The 18,034-nt window shown below is 42.6% G+C and carries 18 protein-coding genes and 1 pseudogene; 15 read left to right on the plus strand and 4 right to left on the minus strand.

The features are described from left to right. The first annotated feature begins 149 nt into the window (after positions 1-149). The 14 genes and pseudogenes from DYD21_RS09030 to DYD21_RS09090 all read left to right on the plus strand — a co-directional run bounded on the left by DYD21_RS09030 (position 150) and on the right by DYD21_RS09090 (position 9,913). Positions 150-599 (plus strand): hypothetical protein, encoded by a 450-nt coding sequence (locus DYD21_RS09030; protein WP_199535497.1) that lies wholly within the window; start codon positions 150-152, stop codon positions 597-599. 4 nt (positions 600-603) lie between these two features. Then, positions 604-780, plus strand: coding sequence for a hypothetical protein (locus DYD21_RS21035; protein ID WP_158551479.1), 177 nt, complete (start codon positions 604-606; stop codon positions 778-780). Positions 781-998: 218 nt separating this feature from the next. Next, positions 999-1,316 (plus strand): type II toxin-antitoxin system RelE/ParE family toxin, encoded by a 318-nt coding sequence (locus tag DYD21_RS09035; protein ID WP_116035555.1) that lies wholly within the window; start codon positions 999-1,001, stop codon positions 1,314-1,316. After that, on the plus strand, positions 1,313-1,600 hold the full coding sequence (gene nadS, locus DYD21_RS09040) for a NadS family protein (RefSeq protein WP_116035557.1): 288 nt from the start codon (positions 1,313-1,315) through the stop codon (positions 1,598-1,600). Before DYD21_RS09035 ends, nadS begins: the two co-directional genes overlap by 4 nt. 129 nt (positions 1,601-1,729) lie before the next feature. Then, complete coding sequence (locus DYD21_RS09045) at positions 1,730-2,161, plus strand: hypothetical protein (RefSeq protein WP_116035560.1); 432 nt, start codon at positions 1,730-1,732, stop codon at positions 2,159-2,161. A gap of 129 nt (positions 2,162-2,290) precedes the next feature. Further along, positions 2,291-3,484, plus strand: a complete 1,194-nt coding sequence (locus tag DYD21_RS09050; protein ID WP_116035562.1) for a hypothetical protein — start codon at positions 2,291-2,293, stop codon at positions 3,482-3,484. Positions 3,485-3,629: 145 nt separating this feature from the next. Then, positions 3,630-4,133, plus strand: a complete 504-nt coding sequence (locus DYD21_RS09055; protein WP_147303543.1) for an immunoglobulin-like domain-containing protein — start codon at positions 3,630-3,632, stop codon at positions 4,131-4,133. Positions 4,134-4,298: 165 nt separating this feature from the next. Then, positions 4,299-4,625, plus strand: coding sequence for a hypothetical protein (locus tag DYD21_RS09060; RefSeq protein ID WP_116035568.1), 327 nt, complete (start codon positions 4,299-4,301; stop codon positions 4,623-4,625). A gap of 182 nt (positions 4,626-4,807) precedes the next feature. Then, on the plus strand, positions 4,808-5,203 hold the full coding sequence (locus tag DYD21_RS09065) for a hypothetical protein (protein ID WP_116035570.1): 396 nt from the start codon (positions 4,808-4,810) through the stop codon (positions 5,201-5,203). Positions 5,204-5,295: 92 nt separating this feature from the next. Then, positions 5,296-5,493 (plus strand): hypothetical protein, encoded by a 198-nt coding sequence (locus DYD21_RS09070; protein ID WP_116035573.1) that lies wholly within the window; start codon positions 5,296-5,298, stop codon positions 5,491-5,493. A 283-nt stretch (positions 5,494-5,776) separates the two neighbouring features. Next, positions 5,777-7,108 (plus strand): kelch repeat-containing protein, encoded by a 1,332-nt coding sequence (locus DYD21_RS09075; RefSeq protein WP_116035575.1) that lies wholly within the window; start codon positions 5,777-5,779, stop codon positions 7,106-7,108. 90 nt (positions 7,109-7,198) lie between these two features. Then, positions 7,199-7,465 carry a hypothetical protein gene (locus DYD21_RS09080; protein WP_116035578.1) on the plus strand — a complete coding sequence of 89 codons (267 nt, stop codon included), beginning with the start codon at positions 7,199-7,201 and terminating at the stop codon, positions 7,463-7,465. A 282-nt stretch (positions 7,466-7,747) separates the two neighbouring features. Continuing rightward, positions 7,748-7,978, plus strand: a pseudogene (locus DYD21_RS21485) (type II toxin-antitoxin system HigB family toxin); the annotation flags it as partial. Between the two features lie 294 nt (positions 7,979-8,272). Further along, positions 8,273-9,913, plus strand: coding sequence for an acetolactate synthase large subunit (locus DYD21_RS09090; RefSeq protein WP_116035583.1), 1,641 nt, complete (start codon positions 8,273-8,275; stop codon positions 9,911-9,913). Between the two features lie 154 nt (positions 9,914-10,067). On the opposite strand, the gene leuS is transcribed toward DYD21_RS09090, so the two are convergent. Next, positions 10,068-12,653 carry a leucine--tRNA ligase gene (gene leuS, locus DYD21_RS09095; RefSeq protein ID WP_116036315.1) on the minus strand — a complete coding sequence of 862 codons (2,586 nt, stop codon included), beginning with the start codon at positions 12,651-12,653 and terminating at the stop codon, positions 10,068-10,070. A 157-nt stretch (positions 12,654-12,810) separates the two neighbouring features. Then, positions 12,811-13,674, minus strand: a complete 864-nt coding sequence (locus DYD21_RS09100) for a carbon-nitrogen hydrolase (RefSeq protein ID WP_116035585.1) — start codon at positions 13,672-13,674, stop codon at positions 12,811-12,813. Between the two features lie 272 nt (positions 13,675-13,946). Here DYD21_RS09100 and DYD21_RS09105 point away from each other — a divergent pair, with 272 nt between their 5' ends. Then, a complete protein-coding gene (locus DYD21_RS09105; RefSeq protein ID WP_116035587.1) occupies positions 13,947-14,816 on the plus strand; it encodes a universal stress protein in 870 nt (289 codons plus the stop codon). Here the strand turns inward: DYD21_RS09105 and DYD21_RS09110 are convergent. Both DYD21_RS09110 and DYD21_RS09115 read right to left on the minus strand, forming a co-directional pair. Continuing rightward, the gene (locus tag DYD21_RS09110; RefSeq protein WP_116035590.1) at positions 14,813-16,363 is read right to left on the minus strand and encodes an OmpP1/FadL family transporter; all 1,551 of its coding nucleotides are present in this window, start codon (positions 16,361-16,363) and stop codon (positions 14,813-14,815) included. The genes DYD21_RS09105 and DYD21_RS09110 overlap by 4 nt on opposite strands. 54 nt (positions 16,364-16,417) lie before the next feature. After that, on the minus strand, positions 16,418-18,016 hold the full coding sequence (locus DYD21_RS09115; protein WP_147303544.1) for a hypothetical protein: 1,599 nt from the start codon (positions 18,014-18,016) through the stop codon (positions 16,418-16,420). Positions 18,017-18,034: the final 18 nt, after the last annotated feature.

Here is an 18,034-nt window from a genome sequence, read left to right on the forward strand (position 1 = left end):
TTGTCTAAAACGAAGCCGAAGTCAAGAGCTCAGAAAATGACAATTCGCTCCATATTATATCTCGAAATTTGTACTTTCCGTCATTGGTAAAAAAGAGATAGACATTGAAATTGACCGGCTGACCAACTCTATCGAAAACAGTGTCACAGGTGAAGTTTTTGATACGGAAGGTTGTTCAACTTGGTAAACCAGACAAGAAAGAGATCAAACCTGCTGAATGGCTCTTCGATTGGGAAGAAGAATTAAATTTATCAGAACGGGAGGTTTATAAATTAGTTACCGTCAACAATCCTAAAATCATTCATGGTTTGTTGTGCCTTGAAGACAAGAGCGATCATATTTTTATTCACATTGTTGAAAGTGCGAATTTCAATAAAGGCACCAACAAAATATATCTGGGTGTAGCCGGGAATCTTTTTGCTTTTGCGTGTAAAGCCTCTTTTGAGAAAGGATATGAGGGATATGTTGCCTTTGACTCCAAGTCTGCGTTAATTGAACATTACAAGAAAAAACTTGGTGCCACACATTTCAAAGGACAACGAATGTACATTGAAACCGTTAATGCATTGAAGCTTGTGAAAAAATATTTTCAGGATTAAAATCATGGCTATAGTTAAAGAACCCAAAGGAGTCGATTTCGTTGTTAAGTCAGAACCCTGGTCTGATGAAGAGCTGAAAGAGTTCAGGAAACTGATGAAAAAGCAGAAGTCCGAGCTCGGTGAAAAAAAGCGATCTAAGATCAAAGAGAATTATAAGAAAGTTTCTAAGCAACCAGCGTAGCTTCTACTCACCTTTCCTGTACTACACCAAATGACCAGCGGCTCAAACGGACGAGTTTATGTTTCTGATCTTTGGATAGTTGTTCGTTTAGCCGTTTAGCCGCCAAGCCGTTATTTGCCTATCCTTTTCTTAAAATTTCGATTTAAAATCACAATTCATTCATCAGTTGCAGATTATACGTCATTGGCGTACTTTCCTTAAAAATCAATCGTTAGTAAATGGAATTCTTTGAAACACCCGTTTTCACAAGGCTGATTCAGAAGCTGATCAACGATGAAGAATATCACCTGCTCCAATTGCAGTTGTCGGTCCGGCCAGAGTCCGGCGATATTATAAAAGGAAGCGGTGGAATTCGTAAACTTAGATGGGCCGGATCAGGACGTGGAAAACGCGGTGGCATTCGGGTGATTTATTATTACTTCACTGAGGATGAACAAATTTATATGCTTTATGCGTATCCAAAGAGCAAAAAAGACGATCTCACTGCAGATCAATTGAAGCAATTGAAACAACTGGTTGAGGAACAACTGCCATGAATGATGAAATGTTTAATGAATTACTCGAAAGCGTCAAACAAGCCGGTGATATTCGGAAAGGCAAACGCAAACCATCCAGACACACTGTGATTGAAGAACCTGATGTTGCAGCGATTCGCGAAAAGTACGACATGACCCAACAGGAATTTTCTTCCCTGCTTGGTATCAGTGTTGGTACCCTTCGAAACTGGGAACAAGGAAGGCGTAAACCTCAGGGGCCGGCCAAAGTACTTTTGAAAATTGCGGAAAAGAGGCCGAAAGCAATTTTGGAGTCTTTATCGTAAACTGTTCGTCAAATAACCAGCGGTTCGTGTGGATTCGTTTTGACTTAGGGACATTGGATCATTTATCGCCTCACCGCACAACCGCCAAACCGTTAGGTTTAAAACGAATAATATTTTAAATCAATATTTATGTTTATAGATTCTGAATTGTATTTAATCTTGGGACTTGCAATAATTCTAGTCTTAATTTTCACTATCGGCTTCAAGTTTTGGGAGGGCGAAAAACAAGATGAATTAGATAAAGCAATTTCACTGCTAAAAATTAATATTTTCGGAGTAGGTTTTCTATCAATAGTCTTATGGTTTATGCTTCCTATAACTTCAACACTTAGTACGTTTGGGTTTCCTGAAACTATCAATGAGATACAATCAAATGAGCAATTACTTGATTATTTACAGAAATATAATAAAGCAATTGTACGCACAACTGAAATAGTTCATTGGTTTATTTTCATCTTTGTTTGGGGATTTTTAACATCACTTTACTCTATCATAAAAACATTCAAAAGTTTACGTGAAGAGCATTATTCTAAAAATGTGGAGGATAAGTTTAACACCTAACAAAGTGGCTAAAGCGGACGAGTTTGCGATTTGGACCTGTATTAAATTATAATGCCTCGCCGCTAATTTACCAGACCGTTATTTTCTCTGATTGAACATATTCATCAATCTCATTATAAAAACGTAACTATGATTCATCATCGATCAAATAATACGATACGATTTGTACTGGGAATGATATTTTTAACAATGTTAACCTCCGAAGGTTTTTCGCAGGGGTTTACTTCGCCTATTCAATGGCATCATTCGATCCACGAAGCACGTGTATCTGCTTTAGGCCAGTCTACAGCTGCTCTCAACAACGGAACTTCTTACCATGCGAACCCTGCTATTCCATTAGAAAATGGGGTTTTGAGTTTGTCAAGCTTTCTTTTTTCCGTTACAGCTTTTGATTCACCTACTGACGGAGCCAATTTATATAGTCCGGCTGTAAGTTTTGCACACGGAAACTTTTCATACTCTGCAATGATTGATTATACATCGTATTCCATCCCTCCAATAGACTCCGAATCCGGCAATTTAGACTTTAGCAACAGGTTGTTTCGCTTTCAAACAGGTTACCAGCTTAATGAAAACTTTTCCATAGGAATTGGATTTCTTTACAGTTCTTATCAATCAACAGAATTTAGTTTTAATAATGAAACTCATGGGGGTGATGCTTCTGCATGGGGAATCACAGCTGGCGCCCATTATCAAAATCAGTTCGAATCCGATAATTTTGTTTTTAGATCACAGACAGGTTTGTCTCTCAATGATATAAGTGAGGGATTTAGTTTTGAAAGCACTGATATGAATGAAACGAATCTACCCGGTCAAATCAGATTAGGATTGGGATTGGACATCTCAAGCAAAAATTTACGACATAACCGTCCTCTGTTTGGAGGTGGAATATATACCGGATTCAGTAAATATCTTGCAAGATGGGAATTTAATGATAACCCTTCTCAGGTATCAACCCCAAGCGGTTTTGAAGCTCTGTTTACTACCTGGAATAGTTTTGAAAGATTTACCGGCTCTGAAATAGCAGAGATATCATTGGGTGAACAAATTTCTACAAGTATCGGCTTTGAACTTCATTACCTGGAAACCATTTATCTGAGATATGGAATCGTAGGTGGTTCAGATTACTGGATTAGGCCACAAAATGGTTTAGGTGCAGAAATAGATCTTTACTATATATCACTGGCAGTTACTCACTTGAACTATCATTCGTCCGACCACTGGGGTCCTCGAGATAATTCTGCTTATGTTCAAGCGACTTTTCGATTACCCATTGATGGTCAGTCAAGAGACACATTATTGGGCAGATTGTTCAATCGATAACTCTTGTTTGCTGTAAATCAGATTTTCAAATGTGAGCCTACAGAAAAATAACCGCCACACCGTAATATCGCTTTTTCAAAATTAAATCGTTATCCAATAGGTGTAATGCTTTGATGAAGTGTATACATCAATAAAAGAGATAAAGATGCAATTGAGTTCAACATATGGCTTCTCCCTGCTGATAGCTTGCTTAATGCTATCGATATTTCAGTCTGGTTGCGATTTACTAAGCCAAAACTCAAATGATTTTCAAAATCTTATCATTCAAACCGAGAAGGAAACGTATTCTAAAGAAGAGAACGAGCTTATTACTGCAAATATACTTAATGAGTCGGCTGAAGCAGTATTTATTACAATGCCGGGCCCTGTAACACTTGATAAAAAAATCGACGGGAAATGGGAGAACTTAGGCAGGTGGTATATTACAGCTGCAATTGCCCCACGCCTTGTTGAAATAGCACCGGAGGAATTTTTATCTGAAATCGCAAAACTAAATACTGACGATCCGATCATTGAGGAAACTGGTTTATATCGTTTTCATTTCAGCATGTATTCATCAAAATTTGATATGGCAGGCGGAGAAAATGGCTCAAAATCCATATTACCGTTGAAATTCCGCATATCAAATACATTCTATATTTCCGATTGATTATAGGTATTGCTGATAATTCCTATAACAAAGCATCTGTTTATGATATAACCAATGCTTCCTGCGAATCGGTTCAGGTTTCTTGCTAAACTTTTAAACCAGTCGCCCGGCCGCAGAAGCACCAAACCGTTATAGTGCCTAATTAATCAAATCAAGGAGATCACAATGAAGAACTCAACAATCATACTCCTTTTTACTTTTGTTCTATTTTCCGTGTCAACTGCCTGTAATACAACTTCGAGTGAAGTTGAAGCAGAATATACCCCAGGTGAAGTAATTATCGCATTAGAAGATGGTATCGAAGAAGCTGATATAGTGCCAAGAATTGAAGAATTTGAACTCCAGTGGAAAGAATATTTCGAGAATATTGGCTACGCTTTAATTGGTGTTCCAGTCGGTGAAGAAGAACTGTGGGTAGAGAAGCTTAAACAAGAGCCTATGATTCGAAATGCTCAACTAAATCGAAAAGTTGAACTAAGAGGAAGTAGTTAAATATTGCACCGGCACTATATCAATGTGCATTAACTGGGAATGCTAATGTGCCGCTGGCTTCCGGTGTTATTTGTCATGAATTTTTAGCCGTTTATTAACCCATAATCTCCGCGCCCGATCTGCGCTGAGCCGTTTTGAGAGACTTGCTAAACGTTTACAGCGTTTGTATTATATGAGTAATAATGATAAAAAAAGCTACATACCCTAAAGCCTTTTCTATAAACGGGTTGTTCGCCTTATCCGTGGTGTTCAGCTTGTTTGCTTTTCCGGGACTAATAAATACAGCTGAAGCCTGCCGTCCACAACCACAGCATATCGAAGTTGTTGCCGACGAACAAGATGTTGCCAAACCTACGGTTTTTTTATACCAGATAGCTGATTCGGAGTTTTCCTCTAATTCGTTAAAAACAACAAGAGAGTATCAATGTAACCTACAAATGGTGTATCAGCGGCAAGTCAAAGAAACGCTGGACACAATTTTAAAACAATACAAAACTTATTCCCCTCCTAACTTATTCTGGATTGCTAAGGTGATCTCTGCACTTCGCGATGACAACCCACATCTCATTTTAGGGTAAAATCACCTGCCTGCCGGTGTATCCGGTTTTCATTATTTAATCCAATTTATGCTCTTGTCAACAGGCAAAAGCAGGCAATCCAATTATTCACCATGAAATCATTCAAAAAAGTCGTACGACTACTTTATCTGGGTTTAGTGATATCATTAGCAACTATAGGTATAGCACTTGTTGGGCCGATTCCTTTGCAAATTACTCATAAAAAGATGCCACTGGAACATCCTATTGAACTGGTGAGATCTGATGACGAATCTGAACAAGAATCGGATCAAATCAAAATTATACATTAACCCATACATCTCAGGCAGCCCGATACATAACAACGTCTCTTGCGGACGGGGCTGCACATGATGGATTTCCGGTGTTTCTGAACTGGTTAGGTTTTACTACTTTGCAAAGTGGCAGAACGCACCGTCGCATAACTGCCAAACCGTTATATGGCAATCCATTTAACAAGCAGATGAAAAAATAAATTCTTTTAGATTCGACTTCTCTAAACAAATTTTAAGCTGATTAATCAAATCAGTATACTTTCAGAAGTGTTTAATAATTCTCTATCTAATTCTTTCACGCATGACAACTAAAAGCCTTTTTCTCTCCCTGCTCTTTCTGGTTCTCGCTTTACTCCCTCTTCAAACAGTTGGCCAAACCTACAACTGGCATTCACTTGAATCTGAAGGAAATGCTACCGAACGCCATGAAAATGCTCTTGTTCGAGCCGGTAATAAATTCATTTTACTTGGGGGGCGCGGAATGAAGCCAATTGACATTTACGATACCCAAACCCAGGAATGGACCGAAGGTGCTCAGCCACCGTTTGAAATTCATCACATCCAGGCAGTAGAGTTAGAAGGACTCGTCTATGTTGTTGGAGCGATGAGTGGCGGATGGCCGTATGAAACATCACTTTCACATATTCTCATTTATGATCCTGTTTTAGATAAATGGGCCATCGGACCAGAAATACCGGAAGATCGCAGACGGGGGGCTGCTGGAACCGTTGTGTACGATGGAAAGATTTATGTCGTTTGCGGAATTATCAACGGCCATACTTCGGGATGGGTGAGTTGGCTGGATGAATTTGATCCAAAAACGAATGAGTGGCGAACATTGCCAAATGCACCGAGATCAAGAGATCACCTTCACGCCGCCGTTGTTGATGATAAACTGGTCGTTGCCGGTGGACGACGATCCGGGTATGGCGGCGGCGGTTTTGAAACGACTGTTGCACAAACAAATGTCTTTGATTTTGATACAATGGAGTGGACTGAACTGCCCTCTCCTGAAGGTGATATCCCAACCCAGCGTGCAGGGATTGCTGCAACCGTCCATCAGGGAAATGTCGCCATAATTGGCGGTGAAAGCGGCAGCCAGGAAACAGCACACAGTGAAGTGGAGATGCTGGTTCTTTCAACTGGAAGCTGGGAATCCCTCCCCTCCTTAAATCGCGGACGACACGGCACTCAGGCCATCTTATTTGATGATATGATTGTGGTTGGAGCGGGAAGCGGAAATCGAGGCGGCGGACCTGAACTGAATTCATTTGAAATCTTTTCATCTGAAGAGAATCCTGAATTCCCCGATACACCCCTCACCAAAGCAGAACTTACCACATCAACCGAAGAAATTATTTTTACTGATGATGATTCCAGCGACAAAGAAGTCATTCTGAGTAGTCAAAACGGAAATCAGGCCAGTTTGATCCAGTATATTCAATTGGATAACACCTCCGATTTCGCACTTAATTTACCCATTGAGTTTCCGTTTGTCCTTGCGCCGGGTCAGGAGATTCCTATTGAAATATCCCGGATCAGCACTGAGACAGGAAATCCGCAGGCAACACTTTTCATCAAACCTTTGGGAAATACTGAGCCCATCAGTGTAAGCATTCGGATTACCGATTAAATCGGATATCTTATCATTTCTAAATGATATAAAATCAGTTTAGGTACAATCTGTTATATTGCCTGTTTAAAAAAACAAAATGAATTCGTTATGAAAAGAGACACCGCATCAAGCATCATAAAATTAACCGCAATTCTTGTAGTATTTTCAGGCATGATACTATTCTCAGTCGTCTATCTTCAAGTTCTGAATATGAATACCATGTTTCAAGAGATGCAAGGTCAGGCGGAAATGTTTAACAGCGCTTTTTCAACTCTCGGCTGGCACGGTTATACAACTCCGATAGTCGTAATTATTTGGGGAATAATGTTATATGTTATGAATAGACCGTTATCTTTTCTAATCGCTAAAAATTGACATAAATAACGGCATTGCGCATAAAATCGGTTTCAACGCAGTATTGGTCACTTTTTATAAAATTCAAAGTGTAATCCCTTATAGTAATTCTGTTTAATAAAACCCTTATTAGTGTCAAGTCAATTTTGATTTGTCGGGTTAAGGAAATAGTCTCATCCGTTGACTTCCCGTCATCGGATGAGTGGATAGGGCTACATGTTACTCTGTGAGCTTATGCAATGGATAATGTAAAGGTCGGACAATTCACCGGATGAAACGAATTCATCCGGTGAAGATTTAAAGGCTTGGTTTACTCAATCATCCCAAGCAAATCTGGGACAATGGGATAGGCAGTTTTTTTTTATAAAAAATAAATATTCACATGCCAGTTTACTTCCTGACAATCGAGTGGTTTTCAATACTATGGGCAATACCTCTAGATTAGTGGTTAAAGTTATTTATTGTTACGAACCGGTTTTCATCCGTCTTGTTTATCCATTTTGTAGGTGCACATGCCCAATCAGAAAAAATTAGACGCAACTACAATTTAAAACGGAACTTTTTTTGCAAATTCATCCAATACATACCTGATACGAATATAAAAATGCCTTTGATGATTTTTGCTCGCATTGAAACACCCCTTCACATTCTGACGATACTGAAGATCGGAATGCATGTATTTTATTATCAATAAGAGCAACTATGGTAATGCCCCTGAAGGGATGCCTTCATCAGGAGTTTTTACAGTATTGCAGTTATTTGCAGAACTCAGATTTTAAATTAAATTATTAAGGTAATGTTCATTTTTCACTCTCATCAGTCACTCCTATGAAAGCATCCGACCTGTTTGTTAAAGCCCTTGAAAATGAAGGTGTTGAATATATTTTTGCCGTTCCCGGCGAAGAAAATGTGGATCTGCTGAACTCACTGAAAGATTCTACGATAAAATTCATTGTAACACGCCACGAGCAGGGCGCTGGTTTTATGGCGGCAACGTATGGCAGGCTGACCGGCAAACCGGGAGTCTGTATGGGAACGCTCGGGCCGGGAGCTACCAACCTGGTTACTCCCGCAGCCTATGCCCAGCTGGGTGCCATGCCCATGATGATAATTACCGGCCAAAAGCCTATAAAAACCAGTAAACAGGCCCGTTTCCAAATTCTGGATGTGGTAAATATGCTACAGCCGGTCACGAAATTCACCAAACAGATTGTGAACGGAAACACCATCCCATCACTGGTACGTGAGAGTTTTCGGCTTGCAACAGAAGAGAGACCCGGGACGGTACACCTGGAACTGCCCGAAGATATTGCCCGTGAAGACACAGACAGCCATTTGTTTGAAGTGGTGGGCCATCGGCGTCCGGATGCTGATGAAACTGCAATCAGGGAAGCTGTTAAAATGATAGAAAATGCTAAAATGCCGCTGCTTATGATTGGTGCAGGTGCCAATCGTAAGGAGACACGGGAGGCATTAACAGAATTCATTGACAGCACTGGTATCTTCTTTTTTTGTACCCAAATGGGAAAAGGGGTGATCGATGAGCGACACCCGCAATACCTGGGTACGGCAGCACTTTCCGATGATGACTTTGTTCACCGCGCGATTGATGAAGCCGACCTGGTTATAAATGTAGGTCATGATACAGTAGAAAAACCACCCTTTTTTATGCAAGAGAGTGGGAAAAAAGTAATCCATCTGAATTTTTTCCCCGCTGAGGTGGACGCCGTCTATTTCCCGCAGCTCAACGTTGTGGGTGATATCAGGACCTCTATTGAGCATATATGCCGTCATATTAACGAGGAGATCGAATGGGATTCCGGTTTTTTCCAGCAGATCAAGGAAGATGTTGACTCCCACCTGAGTAAGTATTTCAACGATACGCGCTTCCCGATGCTGCCTCAGCGGCTGGTCAGTATTATGCGGGACACACTTGCCGATGACGATATCATCACTCTTGATAACGGGATGTATAAAATCTGGTTTGCCCGGAACTACAAATGTTATGCGCCAAACACCCTTTTACTCGATAACGCACTGGCCAGTATGGGGGCCGGTCTGCCCTCAGCCATGCTAACAAAACTAATCAATCCCGATAAAAAAGTAGTTGCAGTCTGTGGCGACGGCGGATTTATGATGAATTCACAAGAACTGGAAACCGCTGTTCGAAACAACCTGGACCTGGTAGTGATCATTGTGAACGACAGTGCCTACGGCATGATCAAATGGAAACAGGAAGATATGGACTTCGACAATTTTGGCCTCGATTTCAACAACCCCGATTTTGTATCCTACGCCAATAGTTACGGGGCTACAGGGCACCGGCCCGAAAGTGATGCCGAGTTCCGTGAGACCCTCAATGACTGCATGAATTCCAAGGGTGTGCACCTGATTGACTTACAGATCGATTACTCATTAAATCACTCTATTCTGAATGTGTTGATCAAAGAGAAAACGCAAAATTTATAAACGTGAGTTCGATTTTTGAATTTGTCAGATTTCACCTGAACAGATTCAGAAAGATCGGCCCAGCTGGCTGCTCCGGGAAATATCATCTCACATTCTTTGGTACAGTTATCAAACCGAATCGTTCATCGGATGAAGCGAATTCATCCGATGAAGATCATTTTACCACAAAATTTATGATCCGTTCCGGCACAAAGATCTCTTTGATGATGGTGGTTTCATCAAGATAACGCTGAATGTTTTTCTGCTCTTTGGCAAGACCCAGAACATAATTTTTATCTTTCGCTTTCTCAGCCGGCACTTCGATGTTTGCCCTGACTTTGCCATTCACCTGTACCGGGTAGCTGATGCTTTTCTCAACAAGATACGCTTCGTTCAGCTCCGGCCATGGTTCGTATGAAATAGACGAAACCTCGCTACCAAGATAGCTCCACAGCTCTTCTGCGATGTGCGGAGCAAAAGGTGAGAGCAGCTTTACAAATGGTTTTGCGATCTCCGATGGAAGTTCTTCCCACTGCTTTGCCTCGTTCACAAAAATCATAAGTGCGGAAATTGCAGTGTTAAACCGAAGGTTTTCGATGTCATCCGTAACTTTTTTTATCGCTTCGTGAAGAACTTTCAGCTGATCGGCATTAGGCTCGGCATCCTTTGACAATAGTGACGCTTCATCCTCATCACCCACAATCAGTCGCCAGGCACGATTCAGAAAACGGTTCACCCCTTCCACTCCTTTTGTGCTCCACGGTTTTACTTGTTCCAGCGGTCCCATAAACATCTCGTAGAGCCTCAGTGAATCGGCTCCATACTGATCCACCACATCATCCGGATTGATGACGTTTCCGCGCGATTTCGACATTTTATGTGCTCTCGATTCCACCTGGAAATCAGTCCCTTTCAAAAAGAAATTCTCTCCGCGTTTTTCAACATCGGTTTCACTGACCCGCTCCCGGGTAATCTCTTCACCATCTTCAGCCTGTTCCGCTGATACATACGATCCGTTCTGTTTAAAAGCTGTGTATTCCATTTCTCCCAGAATCATTCCCTGGTGAACCAGTTTCTGAAACGGCTCCGGAGTAGATACAACACCGCAATCGTATAACACTTTATGCCAGAAACGCGCATAGAGCAGGTGAAGCACCGAATGTTCCGATCCGCCAACATATAAATCTACCGGCATCCAATATTTTTCCTCATCACTCTCTACCGGGCCACCGTCAAATTCCGGGCTGATGTAACGCAGATAATACCAGCAACTTCCTGCCCATTGTGGCATCGTGTTGGTTTCGCGAAGGGCCTCTTTTCCAGTTTCCGGATCGGTGGTTTTTACCCAGTTTTCAGCTTTGGCAAGCGGCGGTTCCCCGGTTTTTGTAGGCTGATAAATATCTATTTCAGGGAGTGTAACGGGCAACTCACTTTCAGGCAGCGGTTTCGGTTTGCCATCCACGTGAATAATTGGAAAAGGCTCGCCCCAGTAGCGCTGACGCGAAAACAGCCAGTCACGCAGCTTGTAATTTATACTCTTCTCCCCTACTCCATTCTCCTCAAGCCAATCGATAATTTTTGACTTTGCTTCGGTGATTTCCAGTCCGTTCAGAAAATCACTGTTAATTGCAATACCATCGCCCACATACGCTTCTCCTTCAAAATCTTCCGGAGGTTGTACAGTTCGGATGATCGGCAGATCAAACGTCTTTGCAAATTCCCAGTCGCGCTGGTCCTGACCCGGAACTGCCATAATAGCGCCGGTACCGTAGTGGGCCAGCACATAGTCGGCCACCCAAATTGGAATCTCTTGGTTATTCGCCGGGTTGATTGCATACGCCCCTGTAAAAACACCCGTTTTCTTTTTTGACTCTTCCTGCCGTTCCAGGTCCGATTTTAACCCCGCTTTCAGAACGTATTCTTCCACATCTTTCCGCTGCTCGGAGGTTGTGATATCACGTACCAGGTGGTGTTCCGGGGCCAAAACCATATAGGTTGCGCCAAAAAGCGTATCAGGACGAGTGGTAAATACGTTCAGCTGTTCATCGTGTTTGGCTACCTGAAACTCAATTTCCGCACCGATCGACCGGCCAATCCAGTTTCTCTGCATCTCCTTGGTTGATTCCGGCCACTCCAGATCATCCAGCCCTTCCAGTAGTTTTTCGGCGTATTCTGTAATCTTCAGAACCCACTGACGCATCGGCTTTCGAACCACCGGAAATCCGCCCACTTCACTTTTGCCATCAATGACCTCTTCGTTGGCAAGAACAGTTCCAAGCTCTGGACACCAGTTCACCGGCGCTTCATCTTCATACGCCAACCCTTTTTCATACAGCTTCAGGAAAATCCATTGCGTCCATTTGTAGTAGTCGGGATCCGTCGTATTCACTTCCCGATCCCAGTCATATGAAAAACCGAGCATCTGCAGCTGTTCCCGGAAAACATTTACGTTTTTTTCTGTCGTTTCTCTTGGATGTGTTCCCGTTTTAACCGCATACTGTTCAGCAGGCAGACCAAACGCATCCCAGCCAATCGGGTGAAGCACATTAAAACCATTCATTCGCTTGTAGCGGGCAAGGATATCCGTTGCCGTATATCCCTCAGGGTGGCCCACATGCAGGCCTGAACCGCTTGGATAGGGAAACATATCAAGAACATAATACTTCGGCTTGTCTGAGGCTTTTTCAGTTTTAAAAGTCTTCTGCTTCAGCCAGTGTTTCTGCCATTTCGGTTCAATTTCAGATGGATCGTATGAACTCATGCGGTTTTTTGGGTAATTATAAATATTCGGTTTGATTTCAAGACCGTGAAGATAAGGAAAATAATAACCCGATAAAGAGAGATCACCGCTCCCGGTAGAATATCTCACATTTTACAAAATTGACATACACGTTTCTTTCGTTGATTCTTGACTTATTCTATCCGTCGATTCTTTTTAAAATGGAATGGTAGCTGTCAATGCGTCGATCTCTCATAAATGGCCATGTTTGCCGCTGTGGCTCAATTTGTGAAGGATCAATTTGTACGGATAAAATTTGCTCGCCCTCCCCGGCTTCGGCAAGGATATCGCCAAACGGTCCCGCTACAAACGAATTCCCCCAAAATAGTGACTTCTCTTCTCTGCCTACACGATTTACACCGGCAACATAACATCCATTTGCAATAGCGTGACTTCTCTGTATCGTTTTCCATGCATTCAAAAACTGCTGTTTTTCATCGGATGATTCAGTGTGCAGCGTTCCAATAGCGGTTGGATAGACCAGCAGATCCGCCCCTTTTAAAGCGGTTATTCGGGCCGCCTCCGGAAACCACTGATCCCAGCAAATGAGAGTGCCTATTTTACCATAAGCAGTATCAAAAACTTTATAACCCAGGTCCCCCGGTGTGAAGTAATATTTTTCGTGAAATCCGGGGTCTTCCGGGATATGCATCTTCCGGTAGATACCCAACAGAGATCCGTCAGCATCAATTACAGCCATAGAATTGAAATATATACCAGCCGATGCCTTTTCGAATAGGGGAACAAGCAGCACAACTGATAATTCGGCAGCTACTTTTGCCAGGTGATTGGTTGCAGGACCGGGAATGGATTCCGCAAGTTCAAAATTTTTCTGATCAACCCTTGAACAGAAATACTCCGTGTTGAATAACTCCTGCAGGCAGATCACATTTGCACCTTCTGCAGCAGCTTCCCGAATGAGAGTCTCCGTGTGTTCAAGATTCTGCTTTTTATCTGATTGAACAGCAGTTTGAATAAGTGAAAGTTTATACGCCCGGCTCATAAGTTTTTTTGTTGATCTCTGACATGTTACCTGTTACTATCACATCAAATATAAATCAGTGAATCTACAATTCCGAAGCTGGTTTGAGCGGTAATAGTGACCTTCCATTCATGCTGCCAAAAATTTGCACAACCAACATGGTTCAGTAAACCCTCTACGCGTCTGCATACACTGTATTTTCAACAATTTTCGTCTAATAATATTTGTTCTTTTTATGAGAGCTTCACAGTTTTTTGCTACATTGCCTTAAACTCCATAAAAACCTATTTCCCATGAAGATACTTGTCCCAACCGATTTCTCTGAACTCAGCCTGAAAGCCATTCAGGCAGCAAATACCTATGCATCCATTTTTGGTGGAAAAATCTCACTTTTTAACTCGCATATACCTATCACCGAACTTGACGAACCGTATGCTCTTGGTATGAGTAACCAGGTGTACCAGGACTATGAATCGATAGAAAATTCAATTCGCGAGCGGCTTACGATTCTGTCTGAAGAAAATGTGGATGAAAAATATCGGGGCGACCTAATTGTTCACGTTGGAAACCCGGCACAAAGTATAGTAGAAGAGGCTGAGGCATACGATCTCATCATTATGAGTACTCACGGACGAACCGGCTTTTCCCGCCTGTTACTTGGTTCAGTAGCTGAAAAAGTGCTGCGGCTTTCAAAAATTCCGGTGATGGTTGTGGAAAATGAGTCTGAAATTGGCTCTTTTAAAAATATCCTGGTAACAACGGATTTCTCAGAGAATGCTGAAGCTGCGTTCCCTCACGCCCTGAATATTGCGAAAAAAACCGGCGGGAATGTAGATGTACTGCATATTTTAAGCCTCGACCAGTTTGAGGAAAATGAAACCGATCCGTCTGTAAAAAAAATCCGTGAACAGCGGATGAAACTAATTGAAAAAGAGCATTTTCATGAGCTGGATGATCGGGTGAAGAGTTATACAATTGTTTCAGAAGATTCACCTCATGAGGCTATCCTGAAGTTTGTAAAGGGATCTTCATACAACCTGATCGTGATGGCTACCGTGGGTAAAACAGGGATCAACTATATGATGATGGGAAGCACAACTGCCAATGTTGTGCGTCACGTAAAAACGGCGGTACTAAGTGTTAAACCACCCAGCCTGGATTAGTTAAATTTTATTCGGAGGGTTCCCATAATCTGGAACAGGTCAGCGGTTCTGAATGCATCTTCCGATCGTAAGCCTGCTACATTTGGAGCGGCATCCGGAAGAGGACTGTAGTCATATTCAGTGTATGTATAGACTGCAGATTCTTCTTCCCAGCGGGTGTAGAGTCCGCCTATTTCAAAGAATGTATCCCTGTTGAGGGCGAAACCTGCACCGGCCGAGAATGTGCTCCTGTCATCTATACCATCAACAAATCTCGATGGCTGATACGCATATCCAGCCCTGATATTCACCAGCGGATTTACACGGTAAGATACCCCGCCCTTAAAGTTCCAGATGGCTTCAAACTGGTTGCTGATAAATTCGTTTTCGTCAATCTGATCTTCAAAAAGCGCATCATCCTCAAAGTCGATCTCAACATTTGCATAGTTCACATATTCCGTCGCCAGGGAAATGGAAAATCCATTGATATTTTCAAAAGCTAATCCGAGGTTGGTTCTGGAGGGATAGCGTATGGAGTAGGAGAACTGGCCATCCAGCTCATCAACGAACGTCTCATTATTATTAAAGGTGGTTCGGATAGTCGCATCGTAGTTCTCATCAACCGAAATACGAGAAGGTAGTGTGTAACTCGCTCCGAGATTTATATTCGGAGTGATTTTATACAAGCCGCCAACCCTGGCCCTGAATCCGCTGTATCGGCTGCGGATTTCATCAGAAAGAAGAATGTTGTCGATATCGGTATCCGGTTCGCCATCACCACTGGAATCAATTGCCAGGAAATTGTAATCGTTAAATTCATCAACCTCCTGGAAAACACGGTCGTATGTTGATCTTCCCGCAATGATTCCCACGCTTGCACCCAGCATCAGGTTGGGCTGGAATTCAGTTGCAATAAACGCCGAATACTCGCCGCCATAACCGCTTTGAATAATTTCACCTTGCTGGCGAATACCGAGAAAATCACCAAACTGATCAAATCCTGTTCTCAATATTGATTCATCCCAGTCCTCAAATTCATCACCATGATCAATCGCGAAGGTATTAAAAGCGATATCGTTATATGTGTTACCTCGTGATTTAAATTGATCTGTGATGGTGCTCCGCTCATTTCTTGCATTAAACCCGAGGGCACGATTTGCCGCACTGTGCTGATTATACCCTGCCCCAATTACGAGACTTCCCTGTGCTGTTGGAAATGAATACACAAATCCAAGATTTGAAAGAGTGGTCTGCCCGTCATTTATAGAACGGGTGTTCCCAAGATAGGTTGCATCTTCATTCACGGTTCTGTAGGTCAGTCCAAACTCACCAAAACTATTATTCATAAGGGCCACACTTGCAGGATTATCTAAAAATGTTGCAAACCCGGATGCCAGCGCCGTGCCGGGCATGATCCCTGTAACCGGATTTATAAGCTCTCTTTGATCGCCAAACTGAACGGCTTGATTACTGTATAGAAGCGGATCATTTACATTCTGGGCGAATGTAGTCACACTCAAAAATGCGCAGAAAATTCCCAGTAAAGTAATTCTTTTTAAGGCAGACATAGTTATTCCGTTCGTATTGGCTGTTAAGAATGAGAGAGTAAAAAACGTCCGATTTTATCTATTCCGGTTATTTGAAGAAGACCGGCTTCTTGTTGATGAACCTGAATTGTTGTTACTGCTTCTGGTTCTCGTCACAGAACTTCCGCTGCTCCGAGTGTTAGACGATGAACGTACAGTTGTTGATGATGACCCCGAATTTGAAGAAGATCGGGATACGTTTGCGCGGCTCCGGCTGCTGTTACCTGAGGATGTGGAAGTCCGGACCTGACTACTCGCAACTTCACCAACGGATCTTGCAACAGCCCGGCCAATTCTGCTTAACGTACCTGATGTTGAACTTCGATTGACTGATGTGCTGCGACTTACAGAAGAACTCCCTCCTTCCACCGTTCTGATCCTGTTTTGAACAGCGGCTGAGGGTGTCGATGAGGTATTGCTTCTTGAAAGTGTAGATGTATTTCGTGTAGAAAGCGCAGAACCACTACTCGTGATCGTTCGCGGTTCGCTGTTCTGACTTCGAAGAATGGTTACAGCACTGGCCTGGGAATCGTCATTTCCTCTTTGCCTTGTATTACTGCTGCCGGAACTTCGGTTATTGTTATTACTGCGCTGAACATTACCACTGCTTCTGTTATTATTATTTCCGGATGACCGGTTCACGTTTCCACTTGAGCGATTGTTGTTACCTGAACGATTTACATTTCCGCTGGACCGGTTGTTATTGGAACTGCTTCGATTTTGAACATTACCGCTGCTTCGGTTATTGTTGTTGGTGCGTCCAACTGAGCCTCGGTTTGTTGAACTGCCGGTTGAACGATTATTCACCGTACCTGATTCGGTTCTCGAACGTACCGTATTGCTTCGGCTATTTACTCTTGTAGACGGAGTTGTGCGTTCAATTTGACGAGTTCGGGTTACGCTTCTGATATTTGAACGGGCATCTGTGCGCTGCGTTTGAATATTACTTCTGCTGGAGGCAGCATTCGTTCCCCGGTTTCTGTTCGAAGCTACACCACCGGATCGCAAACCTGTGGATCGAATCTGATTACTACGTACAGCCCTTGAACTTGTGTTGTTTATGTATACGTAAGTGTTACCGTAAAATCCGTAGTAAGGTCTGTGACCGTAGTGGTATCCCCAGGGATAAACCGAATAATAGGGTGAATGGTGTCTGTAAAAACCATGATGGTGATATCCCCATCCCCAGCCGAATGACATTGAAAAGCTGTGCCGGTACCTCGGGTAGCTATAATAAATCGGGTAGGGATAATACGCATAGTGGTATGGAGCGTAGTAGAATCGGTCGCTGTACCCGTAATAGTTATTAATTACAGTCGTTCCGGGTTGAGCAGAGAGAGTAACCCCGTTTTCATTGTACCAGTTTTGAGCTTCATAATCTTTGAAGAAAAAGGATTCAGCATCTTCCCAGCCATCTTCATACCCCAACTCATAATCTTCCATGTTAACAATTTGTTCCTCACGCTCGGGGCGATCTGCTCTTGCTGTAGCTGGATCCTGTTGTGAGCGCTGAGGTGCAGTAGTTGAAACTGTTGAGCGTTCAGGAGATCCGCTTTGTACTCCTTGTGAACGATCTACCGTTTCAAGCTGGGTATAGCACCCTGTGGTTAGTACGCCGGCTAAGGCTGCAATCAAGACTGTTTTTAAAGTTAC

It is taken from the genome of Rhodohalobacter sp. SW132 (assembly GCF_003390325.1).
GTDB lineage: Bacteria > Bacteroidota > Rhodothermia > Balneolales > Balneolaceae > SW132.

What these genes read in the sequence shown, in the direction of transcription:
- DYD21_RS21035 (WP_158551479.1), top strand. Translation starts at nt 604, where the DNA reads ATGGCTATAGTTAAAGAACCCAAAGGAGTCGATTTCGTTGTTAAGTCA.
- DYD21_RS09035 (WP_116035555.1), top strand. Translation starts at nt 999, where the DNA reads ATGGAATTCTTTGAAACACCCGTTTTCACAAGGCTGATTCAGAAGCTG.
- nadS (WP_116035557.1), top strand. Translation starts at nt 1,313, where the DNA reads ATGAATGATGAAATGTTTAATGAATTACTCGAAAGCGTCAAACAAGCC.
- DYD21_RS09045 (WP_116035560.1), top strand. Translation starts at nt 1,730, where the DNA reads ATGTTTATAGATTCTGAATTGTATTTAATCTTGGGACTTGCAATAATT.
- DYD21_RS09050 (WP_116035562.1), top strand. Translation starts at nt 2,291, where the DNA reads ATGATTCATCATCGATCAAATAATACGATACGATTTGTACTGGGAATG.
- DYD21_RS09055 (WP_147303543.1), top strand. Translation starts at nt 3,630, where the DNA reads ATGCAATTGAGTTCAACATATGGCTTCTCCCTGCTGATAGCTTGCTTA.
- DYD21_RS09060 (WP_116035568.1), top strand. Translation starts at nt 4,299, where the DNA reads ATGAAGAACTCAACAATCATACTCCTTTTTACTTTTGTTCTATTTTCC.
- DYD21_RS09065 (WP_116035570.1), top strand. Translation starts at nt 4,808, where the DNA reads ATGATAAAAAAAGCTACATACCCTAAAGCCTTTTCTATAAACGGGTTG.
- DYD21_RS09070 (WP_116035573.1), top strand. Translation starts at nt 5,296, where the DNA reads ATGAAATCATTCAAAAAAGTCGTACGACTACTTTATCTGGGTTTAGTG.
- DYD21_RS09075 (WP_116035575.1), top strand. Translation starts at nt 5,777, where the DNA reads ATGACAACTAAAAGCCTTTTTCTCTCCCTGCTCTTTCTGGTTCTCGCT.
- DYD21_RS09080 (WP_116035578.1), top strand. Translation starts at nt 7,199, where the DNA reads ATGAAAAGAGACACCGCATCAAGCATCATAAAATTAACCGCAATTCTT.
- DYD21_RS09090 (WP_116035583.1), top strand. Translation starts at nt 8,273, where the DNA reads ATGAAAGCATCCGACCTGTTTGTTAAAGCCCTTGAAAATGAAGGTGTT.
- leuS (WP_116036315.1), bottom strand. Translation starts at nt 12,653, where the DNA reads ATGAGTTCATACGATCCATCTGAAATTGAACCGAAATGGCAGAAACAC.
- DYD21_RS09100 (WP_116035585.1), bottom strand. Translation starts at nt 13,674, where the DNA reads ATGAGCCGGGCGTATAAACTTTCACTTATTCAAACTGCTGTTCAATCA.
- DYD21_RS09105 (WP_116035587.1), top strand. Translation starts at nt 13,947, where the DNA reads ATGAAGATACTTGTCCCAACCGATTTCTCTGAACTCAGCCTGAAAGCC.
- DYD21_RS09110 (WP_116035590.1), bottom strand. Translation starts at nt 16,363, where the DNA reads ATGTCTGCCTTAAAAAGAATTACTTTACTGGGAATTTTCTGCGCATTT.